Here is a 19,593-nt window from a genome sequence, read left to right on the forward strand (position 1 = left end):
CGAAGATCAAATGATTTTTTTGCAGTGAAAAACTGCAGCCAGCTTCCATTATCAGCATTTTCATGCTATAATACGAAAGTTGGAAATGAATAAAGAATGAGTGTCAGTTTTATAAATTTGTCAGCATGTTGTCAGATGCAAAACAATGTATAAGGAGGTACTAGTTATGGCGAAAGAAGATATGATTGAGATCGAAGGAACAGTCGTCGAAACTTTGCCGAATGCAATGTTTAAAGTAGAATTGGAAAATGGCCATGTAATTTTAGCCCACGTATCTGGAAAAATCAGAATGCATTACATTCGTATTTTGCCAGGGGATAAAGTTACAGTTGAATTATCTCCGTATGATTTAACACGCGGTCGTATTACTTACCGCTTTAAATAATTGTACTCCGTAAAATTTAAGGAGGTATAATCATGAAAGTAAGACCATCAGTAAAACCCATTTGTGAAAAATGTAAAGTAATTCGACGCAAAGGTCGAGTTATGGTTATCTGTGAAAATCCAAAACATAAACAACGTCAAGGTTAAAGGGAGGTTTAAACGAAAATGGCTCGTATTGCAGGTGTAGATATCCCTCGTGATAAACGTGTTGTTATTTCTCTTACTTATATTTTTGGTATCGGAAAACAAACAGCTCAAGATATTTTAGCAGAAGCAGAAGTATCTGAAGATATTCGCGTGCGTGATTTAACTAACGAACAAACAGACAGAATTCGTGCTGCTGTAGATAAATTAAAAGTTGAAGGTGACTTACGTCGTGAAGTTAACTTAAACATTAAACGATTAATGGAAATCGGATCTTACAGAGGTATTCGTCACCGTCGTGGTTTACCAACACGTGGACAAAATACTAAAAACAATGCACGTACAAGAAAAGGACCAGCTCGTTCTATCGCTGGTAAGAAAAAATAATTAAAGTGAAGGAGGTTTAAAGCTTCATGGTAGCAAAAAAAGTTTCTAGAAAACGTCGAGTGAAAAAGAATATTGAAACTGGTGTGGCACATATCCATTCTACTTTCAATAATACAATTGTAATGCTTACAGATGTTCATGGTAATGCAATCGCATGGTCTTCAGCTGGTTCTTTAGGCTTTAGAGGTAGCAAGAAAGCTACGCCATTCGCAGCTCAAATGGCCGCTGAAGTTGCAGCAAAAGCAGCAATGGAACATGGCTTGAAATCTGTTGACGTAACTGTAAAAGGACCAGGTTCTGGTCGTGAAGCAGCAATTCGTTCATTACAAGCAACAGGATTAGAAGTGACAGCAATTCGTGACGTTACTCCAATTCCTCATAATGGATGTCGCCCTCCAAAACGCCGTCGTGTTTAGTGAGTAATTCATTGATAATGTGGAACATTAACGTCATTGAACAGGACACTTTTCGTTTTGAAAGGGGTATAGATGAGAATGATTGAATTTGAAAAACCAAGAATCACAAAGATTGATGAAGATAGAGATTATGGCAAGTTCGTCATCGAGCCACTTGAAAGAGGCTACGGAACAACCTTAGGGAATTCCCTACGCCGTATTTTATTGTCTTCTCTTCCAGGTGCTGCAATCACCAACCTTCAAATAGATGGTGTATTACATGAATTTTCAACAATCAAAGGTGTGCGTGAAGACGTTACCCAAATTATTCTGAATATCAAAGGTTTAGCGTTAAAGCTTTATGCTCAAACGGAGAAAAAACTTGAGATTGATATCACTGGTCCAGCTAACGTAACTGCTGGGGATATTATTACAGATAGCGATGTTGAAATTATGAATAAAGATCTATTTATTTGTAGTGTAGCTGAAGGAGCAACTTTCCGCGCAAGTTTAACTGTTAAACCTGGTCGTGGTTATGTTCAAGCAGATGAAAATAAAACGGAAGATATGCCAATTGGTGTATTACCGGTTGATTCTATCTACACTCCAGTTAAACGTGTAAACTACCAAGTAGAAAATACACGTGTAGGTCGTCGTGATGATTTTGACAAATTAACTTTAGATGTATGGACTGACGGTTCTATCGCACCTCAGGAAGCTATTAGCTTATCAGCTAAGATTCTTACTGAGCATTTAGATATTTTCGTTAACCTAACAGACGAAGCTAAAAATGCTGAAATTATGATCGAAAAAGAAGAAACACAAAAAGAAAAAATGTTGGAAACAACAATAGAAGAGCTAGATTTATCTGTTCGTTCATACAACTGTCTAAAACGTGCTGGTATCAACACGTTACAGGAATTAACAAATAAATCAGAAGCTGAAATGATTAAAGTTCGTAACTTAGGTCGTAAATCACTTGAAGAAGTAAAAGCTAAATTAGCTGATTTAGAACTTGAGTTAAGACAAGAAGATTAATCATTTAAATGAACTAGAGGAGGGAACACGACGTGAGTTATCGTAAATTAGGTCGCACAAGTAGCCAAAGAAAAGCAATGTTACGTGATTTAACAACTGATTTAATCATTAACGAACGCATTGAAACGACTGAAGCTCGTGCTAAAGAAATTCGTTCAACTACTGAAAAAATGATCACTTTAGGCAAACGCGGAGATCTTCATGCCCGTCGTCAAGCTGCTACTTTCGTGAGAAACGAAATGTTAGAAGCTCGTGTAGACGAATCAGGAGAAAACATCGTTCAAGAAACTGCTTTACAAAAGTTATTTGACGATTTAGGACCACGCTATGCTGATCGCCAAGGTGGATATACACGTATCCTTAAAAAAGGACAACGTCGCGGTGACGCTGCACCAATGGTAATCATTGAATTAGTTTAATATTTGTTATGCATCACTTTATAGATGATTCTTTTAGAGTGTTATGATGTTGGAGATTTATCTCCGAGTCTAGCTCGGTGCTGTCCCTTGATGTATGTCAAGGGGCATGCTCTCATCATATGAAGTGGTTTTTTTATACCGAAATTTAAGCGTTTTAAATTGTCAATCATTTTAATATCAGATAGGATGAAAGCAGTCGTACCTATCGTGAAAATGTTTCCTTGTATTTTTAATTATTTAAGAATAGAATGAAGCATTTTTTTGAAATTAAGGAAAGTATGGGGAAGAGACATAGAATGAAACCTTTAATTGAATTAAAAGATATTACATTTAAATACCATGGTGAAGAAGGGAAGCAAGCCCTAACAAATGTTTCTTTGGACATATATCCAGGGGAATGGGTTGCTCTTATCGGTCACAATGGTTCAGGTAAATCAACTTTAGCCAAAACGATTAACGGACTAATCTCTCCTAGTGCAGGTAGTATCTATGTTAAAGGCGAAAAGGTGTCTGAGGAAAACATTTGGGACATTCGTAAAATGATTGGAATGGTCTTTCAAAATCCTGATAATCAATTTGTTGGCTCAACAGTAGAGGATGATGTGGCCTTTGGTATGGAAAATCAAGGAATACCACGTGAGGAAATGGTGTTGAGAGTGGCTGACGCTTTAGAAAAGGTTCGAATGACGGACTTTGCTACAAAAGAACCTGCCCGTTTATCAGGTGGTCAAAAGCAGCGCGTGGCCATTGCAGGAGTTATTGCGTTAAGACCTGATGTGATTATATTAGATGAAGCAACATCTATGCTTGATCCACAAGGACGTAACGATGTAATCAATACGATTAAGCAATTAAAAGAAGAATCGAATCTAACGGTTATTTCCATAACTCATGACATAGATGAAGCAGCTTACGCGAATAGAGTACTTGTTATGCGCGAGGGTGAGCTGATTAGTGAGGGAACGCCTGAAGCGATTTTTTCTCAAGGGGAAAAATTAATTGAGTTAGGCTTAGATGTGCCCTTTCCAGAAAAATTAAAAGCAGCATTGAGTCAAGAGGGCGTAGACGTCCCTGACACCTATCTAACAGAAGAAGGGATGGTTGATTGGCTATGGACATCCGGTTTGAAGAAGTAGACTTTACCTATCAACCTAATAGCCCATTTGAACAAAGAGTGCTATTTGATATTAACTTGGATATTCCAAGTAATAGTTACACAGCGATTGTTGGGCACACAGGTAGTGGAAAATCTACCTTACTACAACATTTGAATGCGTTACTTAAGCCGACAAAAGGGAAAGTTGTTATTGGTGACCGGGTTATTGAGCCTAACACGGATAATAAAAATCTCAAACCTGTGAGAAAAAAAGTGGGCATTGTGTTCCAATTTCCTGAATCACAATTGTTTGATGAAACAGTGGGCCGAGACATTGCTTTTGGACCACGTAATTTTGGCGTATCAGAAGAAGAAAGCCTAGTATTAGCGAAAGACATGCTAGAATTAGTAGGACTAGATGAAAGCTATATGGAACGTTCTCCATTTGACCTCTCAGGAGGCCAAATGAGGCGTGTAGCCATTGCGGGTGTATTAGCCCTAGAACCAGAAGTAGTCATCTTAGACGAGCCAACAGCTGGCTTAGATCCAAAGGGACGCAAAGACATGATGGATATGTTCTATCGTTTGCATAAAGAAAAAGGCATTACGATTATTTTAGTGACCCATTTAATGGATGACGTGGCTGAATATGCCGATTATATGGTGGTACTTGAAAAGGGACGCATCCACACCAAAGGTCATCCAAGAGAGATATTTAAAGACATCGATTGGTTAAAAGAAAAGCAACTTGGTGTCCCAACAGCGACGCAATTTGCTTTTGACTTGATGGAAAAAGGGATGACCTTTGACAAATTACCGTTGACAGCCAAAGAGCTAGCCAGTGAGTTAGCAAAAGAAATCAATAGAAAAGAGAGTTAGGTGAATCGCTATGATGAATAAACTTATTTTAGGACGTTATATTCCTGGTGATTCATTTGTCCATCGTTTGGACCCTCGAGCGAAATTAATTGCCAGTTTTTATTTTATTGGAATTATCTTTATCTGTAACAATTTTTATTCTTTTGGCTTAATGTTTTTATTTACGTTACTAGCCATTCGATTATCACAAATTAATATGAGATTCTTCCTAAGAGGGGTGAAGCCCTTAATATGGTTAATTCTCTTTACAGTGAGTTTGCAAATTCTATTCACACAAGGAGATCATGTTTACTTTCAATGGGGATGGATTACTATCAGTGAGTTTGGGCTAAAAAACGGGGCGTATATTTTTATCCGTTTCGTTCTCATCATTTTCATGTCCACACTGTTAACCTTAACCACACCACCATTATCCTTATCAGATGCCATCGAGTACCTGTTACGGCCCTTAAAAGTGGTGAAATTCCCCGCTCATGAGGTATCACTGATGCTATCGATTGCCCTCCGTTTTGTGCCAACGTTAATGGACGAGACAGAAAAAATCATGAACGCACAACGAGCACGTGGGGTTGATTTTAGTGAAGGTAACTTGATGCAAAAAATGAAATCAATTGTGCCATTATTAATTCCTTTGTTTGTCAGCAGTTTTAACCGAGCAGAAGAATTAGCCACAGCCATGGAAGCCAGAGGTTACAATGGTGGAGATGGCCGTACAAAATACCGTATTTTACGCTGGGAGAAAGAAGATACGTTTGTCATGATCGCTTTTGGTCTTTTGACAGCGGCTCTGATCTTCTTACGTTCTTAATAAATAAGATAAAACAGTGCCTAAATCACTTAGGGGCTGTTTTTTTAAAGGAGTTATTTAGTGATGCCAAGATATAAAGCAGTGATAAGTTACGATGGAACACAATATGCCGGCTTTCAAGTTCAGCCAAATGCCAATACGGTGCAAGCAGAAATAGAAAAGACGCTTAAAAGATTCAACCGAGGAAAAAGCGTGGTCATTCATCCTTCAGGTCGAACGGATTCAGGGGTTCATGCCAAAGGGCAAGTCATTCACTTTGATTTTCCAGAAGATCGGCCCGAAGAAAAGCTACGTTTTGCTTTAGACACACAAACACCACCGGATATTCAAATCCAGTCCATTGAAAAAGTGTCCGATGCGTTTCATGCCCGCTATTTAGCCACAGAAAAGACGTATCATTATCACGTGGATTTAGGGAAGTCCAGAGACCCCTTTAAACGCCATTATGCGGCACATTATACATTTGATGTAGATTTGGACCGGATGAGACATGCGGCTCAGGATATCGTCGGAGAACACGATTTTAGCGTTTTCTGTGCAACTGGGAGTGCTGTAGAAGACAAAACACGTCACGTGTATGAAGTAACCATCGAAGAGGTGGGACCAGATGAACTTCTCTTTATTTTTCGTGGGAATGGCTTTCTTTATAAAATGGTTCGCATGTTAGTGGGGACGTTATTAAAAGTAGGTAATGGACAGTTGCCAGAAGACGCTATTCAACGCGCCCTAGCGCATCAAGACAAGAAAATGACAGGACCAACCGCACAACCTGAGGGGTTATTTTTAATGGAAGTCCGTTATGACGGCGAAAAAAAGTAAAAAAAACCCATTGATTTTTGTTGACATATCAATGAAATCAATATAATATGGTTAATGGTATTGTTTGCCACATGGTGAGCCCCGGAAACTTATTATGTATTGCCAAACAACAGAAGAAAAATTGGAGGAAAAACACCCATGCGTACAACATATATGGCCAAAGATGGCGAAATTAATCGTAAATGGTATGTAGTGGATGCAACAGATGTACCTTTAGGACGTCTATCTACTGTAGTAGCATCTATCTTACGTGGAAAAAATAAACCAACATTCACACCACATGTAGACACTGGTGACTATGTAATAGTAATCAATGCAGACAAAGTAAAATTAACTGGTAACAAAGCAAGTGACAAAATGTATTACCGTCACAGCCAATACCCAGGTGGTTTAAAATCAGTTTCTGCTGGTGAATTACGCGAGAAAAACTCTCGTCGTTTAGTTGAGACTTCTATCAAAGGTATGCTACCAAAAAATACTTTAGGTCGTAAACAATGGTCTAAATTATTCGTTTATGGTGAAGCAGAACACAAACATGCAGCTCAACAACCAGAAGTACTAGATATTACAAACCTAATTTAAGGAGGGAATTTCATTGGCTAAAGTACAATATATCGGCACAGGCCGTCGTAAAAAATCTGTAGCACGTGTACGCTTAGTACCAGGTACAGGTAAAGTTGTTATGAACAACAAAGATATCGAAGAATACATTCCACATGCTGACTTACGTGAAGTTATCATGCAACCATTAGTTTTAACAGAAACTAAAGGCGCATATGACGTATTCGTAAACGTTAACGGTGGAGGATATGCAGGACAATCAGGTGCAGCTCGCCATGGTATTTCTCGTGCATTATTAGAAGTAGATCCTGACTTCCGTGGACCATTAAAACGCGCTGGTTTATTAACTCGTGACGCTCGTATGGTTGAACGTAAAAAACCAGGTCTTAAAAAAGCTCGTAAAGCATCACAATTCTCAAAACGTTAATTCGTTTTATACAGAATATCAAAGGCACTTTCCATTTATTTGGAAGGTGTCTTTTTTTTATGACTTGATTACCTAACAGGATACCTATTAAATTTTATGATTCTTATTCTGTTAATAGATTGCATCAACTTATAAAAGAGGAAAGAGCGACAACGTTACAAGAAGCATTTAATTTATTAGAGAACGAACTAAATACAGAATACCAAATAACCTAGCTGAACGAAATTTGGCATCTGTATAAGTAACAGAAAGAAGTGCTATAGTTACGGCTGTAACTTCGACGATATCAGTATTTAACACATCAAAAAATAAGTTAAACATAGAGGCTGGAAAAACTATATTAGTTTTAATCCACTCTTTTATATATGGATAGGAATCTAAGTAGTGTAAGGATTATGAAAACAGTAAAAATAAGTATTTTATTAGCCATTGTTAGTTTGATAGTTCTATCGGGTTGTGGAAAGAAAAATTTATCAGGAGTTTACTATTATGAGTAAACTAAACCACTGACAACATCAAAAAATTCTAGTGAAGATATACAAGTAGATAAGTTGGAAATAGTTTCATCTAGTGACGATAAGAAAAAATATAAAGTAGCAGAATCAGCACAGTATAATCCTCCTACAAGTGAAGGAATACTAGAGATTGTTTATAAAAATTATCTAAATATGAAAATGTCTAAAAATTCCAATGAATTAAATTCTAGTGATATACTTGATGGAATTGATATTAGCGAGCTAGAAAAAGAGAAATTTTCTTTTAAAAAGGGTGTTATTGAAATAGGAGAAATCAAATTCTATGAAAGTGGTACAAAAGAAGGTAAGAAGTATGAAAATTTTTGGGCTGGAAGTGCGACTTTAAGGGAAGAGTTTGGAATATAAAACAGAAAAAATATATGGAAAAAATTATTAGTGGTATAATATATAAAAGTAAGAATATTAAAAAAAACTAATGAATTTGGGAGAAAAAATGAAATTAGAAAAATTATGCATAGAAAAATTACATGGTATTTATAATTATGATGTTGATTTTAATGAAGATATAACTTTTTTGTATGGAAGTAACGGATGTGGAAAAACTACAATACTAAATATAGTCACCAGTATTGTAACTGGAAAAATATATGAATTATTCGTTTATGACTTTAAAAATATTAAATTGAATTATTCCAGTAACAATAATAATGTTGATGCTATTGAAATAAAAAGAGATCCAGATGAAAAGAATAAATTAAAAATAACTTTTGAGGGTAGAGATGAACATATATTAAAATTAGATAATTTAAATTTTCGAGGTTCAAGAGAAAGAGCATTATTAAATGAGTATTTTCATGAAAATAATATATTAAATGAAATTTCTCGATTATTTAACTACGTTTATCTACCTTTAAGTAGATCAGCTGATATTGATCCAAGAAGACCAATCAGGAAAAAATATTGGATAGAGGAAGAGGCGATAGAAGAAGAGTTCTATGTAACAAAAGATGCCTCATTAACACGAGTTCAAGAACTCATTGTTAATAAAATTTTAACTATAAATAATAAAATTAACCGTTTAAATAATGAATTTAGAGATAAAATTTTAAAAACATCAATTAATATTTATTCAGACCAGCAAAATTTTGGATATATATTGAATGAAATAGAGAATTCAAATGAAGAAAAAATACTAGAAACACAAGAATCTTACTTAAATATAATGACCAATTTAAAGCTAATTAATGAAGGAGAAATAGAAAAATATAATAATTTCTTTTCTAGCTATATAGAAAAATATAATCAAATAATTGATGAGAGTGATAGGAAATCCAAATCATTTCCCATTGATTTAGTATTACAATATTCAGAGATATCTAAAATAAGAAAAGTTGTTGAACTAGCTGAAAAGATGGAAAAAGATAAAAAGCAAGCAGAAAAACCTTTGGAATTATTCTGTAGTACATTAAATAGTTTTTTAACCAGAACAGGTGATATTGATAGTAAAGAGATAATAATTGAAACTAGTGGTCAGCCTGGGGTTTATTTTAAGATACCAAATAATCAAAGTAAATTAAGTGTCCAAAAATTATCATCAGGAGAAAAACAATTAATTATCTTTTTTGCTAATTTAATATTCGGAGTTAATGATAGAAAAAATGGTATTTTTATAGTTGATGAGCCTGAATTATCACTACATCTAACTTGGCAAAAATTATTTATAGAGCAAACATTAAAAATCAATAATAATATTCAATTGATATTTGCAACACACTCACCAGAAATTGTAGGTAGACATAGAGATAAAATGTATAAGTTAGAAAAAGTGTTAGGAGAATAGTTTGTAAATGGAAGAATTAGTATATTCAAGTGAAGGTGCTATATCCAGATATATTTTCTTTGAAGGTGTAAATAAACTGGATATTTTTGTTGAAGATGTGGGGAAAGAATACGAGTATGAAACGATATTAAAAAAACTATTTGAAGAGAAATATGAAATATCGGAAATATTTCCTTTGGGCGGGAAAATCAATGTGATTAAAGCTATGGATGAATTTATTGAGAATGGAAAAATGGATAGTGAAATTCCTAAAATATTCATTGTAGATGGTGATTTCGATAAATATTTAAATAATATTGAAGTCAGACACCATCCTAATTTAGTTTATTTGGAACAATATAATATAGAAAATTATTATGTTGATAGAAAAGCTACAGTATCTTTTATGAAGGGTAAATTAGAAAAATTAGATAAAGAGGTAGAAGAAATAATTAAATTTGAAGAATGGTTAGAAGAGACAGTAAATGATTTAAAATCTATTTTTATCATGTATTGTATCATTCAAGAAAATGAATTAGGGATACCTAATGTAGGAGAATCAGAGTATAAAATTTTTGAAGATACAACAGGTAAAGTAGTATCGCAGGCTTATGAATCATTGAGGCTACAAGTTGAAAAAGAATTACCCAATATTTCAGATTTAGAACGAATAATGGAAGAAAAATATCTGAAAGAAAATGATGATTTTTTTGATTTAATATGTGGAAAACACTTATTATGTAGTTTATTTTTACATTTAAAACCCTATGGAAAGGGATTTAGGAGATCTGATTTAGAATGGCATTTAAAGGAAAATATTGATATTTCAAAACTAGAATTTTTAAAACAAAGAATAGAAAATGTAATTACATAAGCACATTTTTGATGAAAAAAGATATCTTCTTTCAAAGAAGGTATCTTTTATACTATAGTGAAGTAACTAAAAAATGAAAAATAAGAGCAACTTAACATTTCAATAATTCCTTTTTTATCATCAGTATGTGATGGGTGGTTAAATTTTTTCGAAGAACAGAATATGGATATGGAATTACCAATTCTTGAAAATATCCCATTTCAAGAATTGGTGAAATCGATACGAGTAAGTTATAAATTGTATTCAGATAAAAAAGTAAACAAAATTAATACGATATTGAAAAAAGAAGGTATAAGTAGATTAGAATTATTAACCAAAAATTATAATTTTATCCAAAGAAAATATATTCAAAAATTTGGACAAGAAGATTTAGGTGTATTCTTTTTTAATGGAGTTCCTTATGGTAACTCAAGTCAGATGAGTATATATTTAGAAAATTTATTAAGTATTAGATCAATAGAATCAATAAAAAATATAAATGATGAAACATTTATATTAGCAACAAAATATTTTGAGAATATAGCTAAGTTTATCAACTCGGTCGTTGTGAGCCCTTATGATAAAAATATAAGTCAAGATAAAAAATTAATTATAAGCTCTCGTAAATTAACTTATAAAGACTATTTTTTATGACGAAAAGAGAAATAATTTATTAAATGGGAATTTACCTAAAGAAACTCAATTATTTTTATTTAATATACTTTGTCAAAATAATTTTATCAATAATGTTTTACCGTCAGTATTTAATTTCAATGGATTGTTATACTATCGCTCAAAATTACAAACGTATTTGACGAGTACTTATATCTTATCGAAAGTAATAAAAAAATATTCATCTATCATTGATGACAAGCACATAATTGAGATTGAACAACTAATCAAGGAAAAAGAAACATTTTTCACTTTAAAAAATAAATTACGGAATAATATATTTCATTATGGAATAAAGGAAGTTCCTATTATAGTTTTTAATAATCCAAATTTATTTTTCAAAGAAATGGTAGAATATTCGGTTGATTTTGAGTTTAGTCTATTTATAGAAAAAATTGATAATTCATTTTTCTAAATTAATAGAATTATTAATGAACTGATTAAACTCAATTAATATGATCACTTTTTAGGAGGAGAACTATGGAACAAAATATTACTGAAGCATTAACTAGAGCAGGTATTGAGTTAACAAGTTTAGCAGTTAAAGGTACAGCTACAATGGTTAATAGTAAAATCCAATCAGTAAAAGAGGAAAAAAACGCTGATAAACTTAGAAATACTTATGATGAGATTATCAATGAATTACTAACGGAGCGGGATCAAGCGGTAAGAATAGCTCAATCATATAAAGAAGAATTTGAGAAGGTAACAATTAGTGATAGTGATATAGAATATCTTCATAATACCTTGAAACAAGTTATAACAATGTTGACTACTTTTTCCCCAACAAGTGCAGAACAGATTAAATCAATGAATGTTTTTATAGAACTTTTAAGCAAAGATACACTAAAGACAATGCAGTTACTTGGATTTAATTATCGAGAAGCAATTGGAGAACCATTAACAGAGGTTTGTGCAGAACTGATATATATAAAAATAGGTCAGAAGAGTGGAAGTAATAAAAACAAGAAAAACAAATAATTTAAAAATGACTACTCTTTGAACCAATTCGGTATAAAGAGTAGTCTAAAATTATAGTACTTATAACTATTTTTGAGATTTTTTTATAAAAGTGTAGCCCTTTTTTTCAATCTTTTCTATTCTTTGTTGAATTCTATTGAGAATGAATTTGTAATCTATAGTCTTATTAAGGTATTCAAAATCACGTTTATTTTCCCATAGAGTATACTGTTTGTTTTCAGGAATAAAATCAAAGTCATGGGATCTACCATTGTCTAGCACACCTTGAGATACCCAAAAAGCTAGATACTGTTCATCAGATAGATCTTCAAGTATAAGCCAAATACCTTCTGGCCAGTCTTTCATCTTAGCGTATAGATTTTTTGAAGAAAGATATGTACATAGTAATACGTCCTTTCGGTTAGCATCTTTAAAACTATTTTCAAAGATATCAATTTCTGAGAATAGCACACCCAATGCGTGAAAGTGTAACTCGGTATATTTTTCAAGTAGATATAATTCTTGAGAAAAATCGAAATCATGTTTGTTTAATATGTTATGCCACGAATTATATATTTCTTCGTGAATTTGCAGATTGCTTTTATTTACTCGCTCTTCAGGAATTCCCCATGCATTATCTCCAAGGTATTGTTTTCTAGGCATTATTTTCTCGTTCTTTTCAGTGATAATATAACGTATTAAAGGACTATATTTATATTTTATTACTAATTTTAAAGAAGCGATAAATATTTTATTTATTTTTTCTTTTTCAAAGTTACTATAATTAGTAACTATATAAGTGTAAAAATCTGAATTTATATCAGATAAGAGATTTTTTTCTAAAACAGCATCATCTTGTATGAACGAATCTAAAGTTTGTATAGTTTGATTTAAAGGCTGTTCATATAAAAAGTAACTTTTTCTATTTTTCATGAATGGATATGGATATCCATTAGGTTCATTTCGTTGCATTGCATATAGGAGATAGTGAAGATTATCTGTATTTTTGAATATAGAGTTATTGTCTTCTTGAGTTTTAAATTCTTCTGAAAATTCAAATTCAGAATCAGATAATAGAATATTATAGTAATCTGGATAAAATAAATAAACATATATGACTAATAATTGATGTGTAGGTTGTACATAGTTCAATTTTTTACGAGTAAAAAATTCGTTGTTAACATAATCATTAAATTGTTCTCGTTCTCGCAAGTTACGTTGATCATGGATAGCTATTTTTTCAAACACGTCAGGGATAGGAGAATGCAGTTTATTACTTAGTTCTTTAAAGTACTCACCCCAAATGTTTTGTGGCTGTAAAACAAAGGGAAGCTCTACTTTACGGTTGATTATTTTTTGAAGGAATTTCCCATTATTTTGTGATAATTTATTGTAATCACCAACAAAAATAATAGGTATATTACCTTCGAGAATGTTAAATAACGTATATATTTGCTTTTGTGTAAGAGGATCAATTCTATCGAAGTCATCTATAACTAGTACTTTATTTTTAAAAGAATAATTTTTTAATAGTTTAACATAAAATAAGTCGGATTTAATTTTAAAAAAACTCCACACTGCTACAAGTAAAGATAATACTCCAGCAACTTGAGCTATAAAGAGAGAATTTAGAAATTTAGAGAGTCCCAAATTTACAATATTTGTCATTAAAATTGAAATAACAACAGATAATACCATAATAGTCTTTAACCCCCAATAAGTTATGGGGCGAAGTTTTGAGGTAGCGATAGAAACTACTGAACGTTCATCAGTTATTCTCCAAAAATCTAAGGTAATAAATTTTTTTTCAGAGTAACTTTCAACTTCTTTTAGAAATTCTGTTTTCCCAGAACCCCATGCGCCATTAAGAAAATATGTCTTGTTATTTCTTAACAAATTTGAGAAATTACTTGCAGATATAGTAGTATCAATGTGAGTAGGTTCAATAACATCTTTTTGATAATTATCAGTGAGAGTGTGATGCAATTTAAAGGCTTCCTTTCTTTAATGGATTAAACAGCTTCTGTTTTTGTAAGTAATATTTTTATTTGAAATACTGTTGTTTTAAAACTCATAAGTACGTATCCAATTATACACAAAAAGTTGAAAGTAATGTGGAATTTAGTTAGGAAATGAATTTGTAGTTATTTACTATTATCATCTTAAAATAGTGGTGTGAACTTTGATAATTTCTAGCTCAAAATTATAGTTTTTAGTTAAAAGTTCACACCATTCAGATGAAATTGACTGAAATTAGATGAAATCATGGGTGTTTCATTTGATTGAAAAGATTGCTATTAAAGCTTTTTGAAACTTATGACAATAAAAGTTGTTAGAATCAGGTCTTAAAAAAGCTCGTAAAGCATCACAATTCTCAAAACGTTCATTCGTTTTTATACAGAATATCAAAGGCACTTTCCATTTAGTTGGAAGGTGTCTTTTTTTGTTGTCAGGCCTAAAAATAAGGTAATATCCCTGCTTTTTCTATGGTGTATTCCAAATGGTTATTCAAGTCATTTATCTATAACATTTTGTTATAGATAATATAATAGATGTTCTGTTATGGCGTTCTGATCACATACATAGCTCATTTAGCATAAAAAGGTTTATTAGTTGTTATCAAATGACATTTGGAATAAAAAAAGAATAATAAGTAATAGTTTGTGATTTTTTTATCCCACTATTATTAACGTGTGTTTTTATGTTCATTTTAAACATAGAATGAAAAACGAACGTCTTATCAACCAAATGTATGATAGTTATCTATTAATATGTAATGTTTTGAAATAATGGTTACAAAGGATAAAATATGTGATATATTATCTCAGGAATATTCATTCTTACTGAAATGAAAATAAGTTTTTTCACATATTTACAGAAAACAAAGCATTTATTTTGTGTTTGTTTCTGTGATTTTGTATGATATGTTTTCAATAAATAAACAAGTGTTATAAAAATAGAGGAAAGGGGAGAATAGTGTTGAAGAAAGGTAAGACGTTGCGTTACATGATAATAATGATAAGTCTTTTTTTATTGCTCGAAACCTTGTTTTCACCGGCGATTGTACTGGCTGAAACGACTATTTCTTCTCTTTCTGCTTCTAAAAAAATATTAAAGGATGATCATTTATCCGTTGAGTTACAAGACGGTGATGGGTTAGAAAAACGACTGACGTTAGTAGTTAGTGATGCTTCACTTCCTACTGAGGTGCAAGTGAAGGTAGCGGACACGGCGGTTATTCTGACAGATGAGGAAGGTAACGTATTAATTCCTAATGAAGAGGGATATGTGTCGCTTCTTGAGGGATCGACAGTGACAGAAGCCAAGCTGACTTTAGAGCAACCTAGCGAATTATTTGTTAGGTATCAATTACAGGATGCTGATTCATGGGAATACTTAACAGAAGAGAAGGGCTTCTCTTTATTGCCTAATGTGCCACAAACATCAGTTAATGAGGACCAGTTAAGCAAGGAAATGACAGAGACAAGCCAAGAAACGTCTCCTTCATCTAACGCAGTAGAAGAAAAACCATCAGAAACAAGTGAAGAAAAGACAGAAAGCTCTGCCTCTACACTGTTAACGGAATCAACGAAGGAGACAACCACCACTTCTTCTAAAGAAGCAGAAAAGCCTTTGGTGAGAGCCAAGCGTTCAGCTGTGTTCTCTAGTAGAACAAGTTTTGCGACAGGTACTGGAGCAAGTTCAATTCCTAAAGGTGCTATTACCTTAGATAGGTTGTTTGCTGGTTCTAATAATTCAGCTAGGGTGACATCTATAAGAGAATCTAGCAAAAATAACGGCTTACCCTATTCAGAAATTTCCCTGTCAGGGAGTAAGAACTGGACATCTATCTGGTCAACAAGAGCTTACCGTATGGATTTCTCCACCTCTTTTGAGGGAAGAAATTACGTTAACTTTGGAACAAGTCAAGCAGATGGGTTTGCTTTTGTGATGCATAACGATGGTAGAGGAACAAACGCGTTAACTCTTGCTAAGGATGCGACAGATGGTCAAAACTTAGGAGTGTATGGTAAAAATGGTTCCTATAGAAGTGGGTATGAGACGCCTGACATGGCAGCAGTACAACATTCTGTAGCTGTTGAGTTTGATTTATTCACGAATAAAAACACAGATAAGTCGAAACCCAACGCCTTTGATGTTGGGGTGATTGGTGAACCGCATATGGCGTACACATTCCCAGGTAGCTTAGATAAAGGCTATCAAGCCATGACGCCTGGTACCAGTGATGATGTGACGGGTTGGTTTACCGGTCTATTCAATAATGGTCAAAACGCAAGGGTCAAGCACAACAGTGTGATGCCTTTGAATGGTGCGATTAGCTCGAATATTCAAGATGGTACGTGGTATGAATTCCGTTATAGCTTTGACAGAGCAAGCCGAGAATTCAGCTACTACTTAAAAAATCCTGTGACACAAGCAACCACGCCACCAACGGTTATTCCTTGGCACGATTTGGAGGAAGAGCTTCAACTGAGAGCTAATGGGAATAGAGCGTATTGGGGATTCACAGCGGCCAATGGGGCGGCGAGTGGAGAAACAAAATTTGTGTTTACACAACCTCCTGTGGAACTAGATGCTAGTATCAAAACAGAGGTCGTTGATAAATATAACAAGGTTATCTCTCGGCCAAAGGAGAGCGACTTTTCAGAGTCAGTTATTAACGGAGAATCAGTCAAGGTAACTTCTGTGTTCACTGTTAATCGAGGGGAAGCACCGATGGAGATTGGCACGTGGCAAAGTAGCTTTGATGGGCAGATCATCGATGGAAACCGTATTAAAAATATTACAGCTGTTACCAACACAGGGCAACGATTTAAGGGACTGACCAAAGTGGATGCTAAAACAGGTCAGATAAAGACGACTTTTTCAGACTTAGTTCTAAATAAGGGAGAGTCAGTGACTTTAAGTTACGAGGCACAAACCATTGGAAATAAAAAAGATCGTGTGATAACAGAGGTTTCGAGTGCTGTTATTGGTTGGGAAAAAGGCACCAATAATGAGGCAACTTATCAGAGTGGGTCAGCCTATTTCGAAGTTAAGACACCGAACGCACCAACGAATCTATCGTTGACTGACACGAAATCAACGATGTCCCAATCAGTATCAGACTATAAAGATGCGGTTGGTAAAGAAGGCTATGCCGTCCCTTTTTATTGGCAGGAAGACGATAAGGACAATGATCTTGAGTTTAGGTTAGTCAAAAACAATCAACGTCTACAAACGTTGTCAACGGCTAAGACATCAGGTAGTAAAACCTTCAAGAAAGAGGTTTTTTATCTACAAGATAAGGATGCTTCTTATGGAGAAAATGACTTGCGGATTGAAGTCTATCGTAAAAATTCAGAAGGTACTCTCATTAAAGAACCTGCTGAGTTGACGTTTAAACTAACATTGAAGGGTCGTTTATCCTTTGAAGAAGCACCTGAAGACTTGCGATGGACGAAGCGTGGGGTGCGAGAGAGTAAGGGACTTTTAGCCCGAGATACGAATCAATCCATGTCGCTAAAGGTTATTGATAGCCGAGAGAACAATCAGAATTGGTGGATAGGCGCAACTTTAGTGTATCCAGAAAAGAACAAACCAACGTTCAATTTGGTTTGGAAAAATGGTCACCAAGAGACACTCCCTTTAGGAACAGATACAAGACGTGTTCTGAGTAAGAAGTTGTCTAACACGACAGGGGCTTATCACTATCAACAAGAGTGGAGCAATGACCAAGGAGTGTTGTTACAAAATGATACCTACTTACCCGTTGGGGATTATAGTAAACAAGTGAGTGTTCAGTGGAAATTGTATGACACGCCAGAGCCAGAGTAGGAGTGAGAGAATAGGAAGATGAAGACAATCATAATGAATGTTATCTTACTGATTTCTACAGTGGTCTTAGTATCACCCGTTTATGCGGATCAGCAAGTGACGGATACCAATGTACAAGATATCCATTTCACGTTAATTCATGAGGAAACAAAAGGCACCAATCATTCCACAGATAAACCAGGTAACAAGCCAGAAGATAAACCAGATACAAGCCATGACAATGGTAAAGATACCACTTATAACACGCCAGTTAAAGGGGACCATGGTTCCCAGCAACAGGGGAATCGCAAAGGCTGGTTACCTCAAACCAGTGATTGGTATAACGGGGTATTAACCTTTCTTGGTGTGTTGCTTATTGGTTCTGGGATACTGAGTTATTGGTACCGGAAGGGGAAGGTGTAAGATGCGTAAATGGATAATCCCTTTCCTACTATGCTTATTATGTCTATTACCCACTCAGGTGCTAGGCGCAAGTGCTCCTAGGCAAGAGAGTAATATTCACATAGAGATAGTGGACAACCCCTTAACATTAGAGGTGGTTTCTGTACCTAGGTTCAAAGAGCGTTCAGCAAAGGATGTAGGACAGGTCCTTCAGGCAGAGAATGATTTTGTGGTAGTGGTACAAGATAAAAGAAAACATAAGGCAACCCCGTGGCAATTAACCTATCAATTAACCGCATTTGATACACCAGATGCTACACCGATTACATTGCGACTGGATAAAGGCCAACTAGTGACACCAAAAGGGGCAGGGGATCTTTCTTACAAAGGAAGATCTGTTACCGTTGTCCCTAAAGAGAATCAGCAATTAGTTACAGCTTATTCTACAAAAGAAGAACGTTATGAATACCGAATACCCAAAGAAGGCATTCGTTTAGATATAGGGGCAGGTTTGCCAGCGGGAACATATACCGCCAAACAAACGGTCACATTAATCAATACACCAGAAGCGAATTAAAAAAATGAATGGTTCGCTTTCAATTAAATTGGAGGAAATAACAACATGAAAAAAGTAACATTAATGAGCGTAGCAGTATTAGGATTTATCGGATTACAAGCAGGCGTAGCCCAAGCAGCAGAAGTTCAAGGACAAGGTAAAGAAACACCAACAACTATCACTATTAAAGACGTTGACGATAAAGATGGTGGCGTAGATCCTTTAGACCCAACAGACAAAAATCAAAAACACTTAACATTAGAAAAAGTACCAGGAACATTTGATTTTACCTCAACACTACAAAATAATGTGTATCAATTAGATGGTGCTATTTCAAAAGGCAACACGATTGAAGTCTTTAATGATAGAAGTGCACGTGACTGGTCAGTTAAAGCAACTGTGAAAGAAAATGAAATTAAATCAGATAAACATACCTTTAAAGTAACTTCATTTAAAGTGGATGGTGAAGAAATTGCTGCAACAGGTTCAAAAGGGGTTGTCTTTAAATCAGCAACGGACAAAACAAACACCACCAACACAGGTTTACTGACAAAAGTGGTTAATGAAGTGGCTATCAACTTTACAGATACAGAGCGTGTTTTAAAAGCAGGGGATCAATTAAACGGTACGATTGAGTATCAATTATTTAATACACCAACAGCTGAGTAAACATAACATGAA

The 19,593-nt window shown here is 34.3% G+C and carries 22 protein-coding genes; 21 read left to right on the plus strand and 1 reads right to left on the minus strand.

The genetic code is table 11. The annotated features are described in order from the left end of the window. Nucleotides 1-166: 166 nt before the first annotated feature. From infA to ACVWM0_RS00265, 17 genes are all read left to right on the plus strand, one after another. Nucleotides 167-385, plus strand: coding sequence for a translation initiation factor IF-1 (infA, locus tag ACVWM0_RS00185; RefSeq protein WP_071457745.1), 219 nt, complete (start codon nt 167-169; stop codon nt 383-385). A 32-nt stretch (nt 386-417) separates the two neighbouring features. Then, nucleotides 418-531, plus strand: coding sequence for a 50S ribosomal protein L36 (rpmJ, locus tag ACVWM0_RS00190; protein ID WP_009488082.1), 114 nt, complete (start codon nt 418-420; stop codon nt 529-531). A gap of 18 nt (nt 532-549) precedes the next feature. Beyond that, nucleotides 550-915 carry a 30S ribosomal protein S13 gene (rpsM, locus tag ACVWM0_RS00195; RefSeq protein WP_476472644.1) on the plus strand — a complete coding sequence of 122 codons (366 nt, stop codon included), beginning with the start codon at nt 550-552 and terminating at the stop codon, nt 913-915. A gap of 26 nt (nt 916-941) precedes the next feature. Next, nucleotides 942-1,331 (plus strand): 30S ribosomal protein S11, encoded by a 390-nt coding sequence (gene rpsK / locus ACVWM0_RS00200; RefSeq protein WP_476472645.1) that lies wholly within the window; start codon nt 942-944, stop codon nt 1,329-1,331. 78 nt (nt 1,332-1,409) lie between these two features. Beyond that, complete coding sequence (locus ACVWM0_RS00205) at nt 1,410-2,348, plus strand: DNA-directed RNA polymerase subunit alpha (protein ID WP_476472646.1); 939 nt, start codon at nt 1,410-1,412, stop codon at nt 2,346-2,348. A gap of 32 nt (nt 2,349-2,380) precedes the next feature. Beyond that, entirely contained in the window at nt 2,381-2,767 is a 387-nt protein-coding gene (gene rplQ / locus ACVWM0_RS00210) for a 50S ribosomal protein L17 (protein WP_476472647.1), read from the plus strand. 296 nt (nt 2,768-3,063) lie between these two features. Beyond that, nucleotides 3,064-3,903, plus strand: a complete 840-nt coding sequence (locus tag ACVWM0_RS00215; RefSeq protein WP_476472648.1) for an energy-coupling factor ABC transporter ATP-binding protein — start codon at nt 3,064-3,066, stop codon at nt 3,901-3,903. Beyond that, nucleotides 3,879-4,742: an energy-coupling factor ABC transporter ATP-binding protein gene (locus ACVWM0_RS00220; protein ID WP_476473711.1), complete on the plus strand. Its 864-nt coding sequence runs from the start codon at nt 3,879-3,881 to the stop codon at nt 4,740-4,742. Before ACVWM0_RS00215 ends, ACVWM0_RS00220 begins: the two co-directional genes overlap by 25 nt. 10 nt (nt 4,743-4,752) lie before the next feature. Further along, nucleotides 4,753-5,550 carry an energy-coupling factor transporter transmembrane component T family protein gene (locus ACVWM0_RS00225; RefSeq protein ID WP_476472649.1) on the plus strand — a complete coding sequence of 266 codons (798 nt, stop codon included), beginning with the start codon at nt 4,753-4,755 and terminating at the stop codon, nt 5,548-5,550. 63 nt (nt 5,551-5,613) lie between these two features. Then, a complete protein-coding gene (gene truA, locus ACVWM0_RS00230; protein ID WP_476472650.1) occupies nt 5,614-6,369 on the plus strand; it encodes a tRNA pseudouridine(38-40) synthase TruA in 756 nt (251 codons plus the stop codon). Between the two features lie 138 nt (nt 6,370-6,507). Next, nucleotides 6,508-6,951, plus strand: coding sequence for a 50S ribosomal protein L13 (gene rplM / locus ACVWM0_RS00235; protein WP_476472651.1), 444 nt, complete (start codon nt 6,508-6,510; stop codon nt 6,949-6,951). A gap of 13 nt (nt 6,952-6,964) precedes the next feature. Further along, nucleotides 6,965-7,357 (plus strand): 30S ribosomal protein S9, encoded by a 393-nt coding sequence (gene rpsI / locus ACVWM0_RS00240; RefSeq protein WP_476472652.1) that lies wholly within the window; start codon nt 6,965-6,967, stop codon nt 7,355-7,357. Between the two features lie 551 nt (nt 7,358-7,908). Continuing rightward, nucleotides 7,909-8,238, plus strand: coding sequence for a hypothetical protein (locus ACVWM0_RS00245; protein ID WP_476472653.1), 330 nt, complete (start codon nt 7,909-7,911; stop codon nt 8,236-8,238). An 88-nt stretch (nt 8,239-8,326) separates the two neighbouring features. Next, nucleotides 8,327-9,673, plus strand: coding sequence for an AAA family ATPase (locus tag ACVWM0_RS00250; protein ID WP_476472654.1), 1,347 nt, complete (start codon nt 8,327-8,329; stop codon nt 9,671-9,673). Between the two features lie 7 nt (nt 9,674-9,680). Beyond that, nucleotides 9,681-10,526: a hypothetical protein gene (locus tag ACVWM0_RS00255; RefSeq protein ID WP_476472655.1), complete on the plus strand. Its 846-nt coding sequence runs from the start codon at nt 9,681-9,683 to the stop codon at nt 10,524-10,526. A 162-nt stretch (nt 10,527-10,688) separates the two neighbouring features. Further along, entirely contained in the window at nt 10,689-11,159 is a 471-nt protein-coding gene (locus ACVWM0_RS00260) for a hypothetical protein (RefSeq protein ID WP_476472656.1), read from the plus strand. Between the two features lie 498 nt (nt 11,160-11,657). Continuing rightward, the gene (locus ACVWM0_RS00265; protein ID WP_476472657.1) at nt 11,658-12,158 is read left to right on the plus strand and encodes a hypothetical protein; all 501 of its coding nucleotides are present in this window, start codon (nt 11,658-11,660) and stop codon (nt 12,156-12,158) included. Nucleotides 12,159-12,224: 66 nt separating this feature from the next. Here the strand turns inward: ACVWM0_RS00265 and ACVWM0_RS00270 are convergent, their stop codons facing one another. Beyond that, nucleotides 12,225-14,123: a P-loop NTPase fold protein gene (locus ACVWM0_RS00270; RefSeq protein WP_476472658.1), complete on the minus strand. Its 1,899-nt coding sequence runs from the start codon at nt 14,121-14,123 to the stop codon at nt 12,225-12,227. A 993-nt stretch (nt 14,124-15,116) separates the two neighbouring features. On the opposite strand from ACVWM0_RS00270, the gene ACVWM0_RS00275 reads away from it, so the two are divergent. The 4 genes from ACVWM0_RS00275 to ACVWM0_RS00290 are packed head-to-tail and all read left to right on the plus strand — an operon-like array spanning nt 15,117 to nt 19,581. Beyond that, the gene (locus ACVWM0_RS00275; protein ID WP_476472659.1) at nt 15,117-17,975 is read left to right on the plus strand and encodes an L-type lectin family protein; all 2,859 of its coding nucleotides are present in this window, start codon (nt 15,117-15,119) and stop codon (nt 17,973-17,975) included. 18 nt (nt 17,976-17,993) lie between these two features. Next, nucleotides 17,994-18,377 carry an LPXTG cell wall anchor domain-containing protein gene (locus tag ACVWM0_RS00280; RefSeq protein WP_476472660.1) on the plus strand — a complete coding sequence of 128 codons (384 nt, stop codon included), beginning with the start codon at nt 17,994-17,996 and terminating at the stop codon, nt 18,375-18,377. 1 nt (nt 18,378) lies between these two features. Continuing rightward, nucleotides 18,379-18,933, plus strand: coding sequence for a hypothetical protein (locus ACVWM0_RS00285; RefSeq protein WP_476472661.1), 555 nt, complete (start codon nt 18,379-18,381; stop codon nt 18,931-18,933). Nucleotides 18,934-18,978: 45 nt separating this feature from the next. Further along, nucleotides 18,979-19,581 carry a hypothetical protein gene (locus tag ACVWM0_RS00290; protein ID WP_476472662.1) on the plus strand — a complete coding sequence of 201 codons (603 nt, stop codon included), beginning with the start codon at nt 18,979-18,981 and terminating at the stop codon, nt 19,579-19,581. The last annotated feature ends 12 nt before the right edge of the window (nt 19,582-19,593 follow it).

The organism is Vagococcus sp. 211 (genome assembly GCF_056322705.1).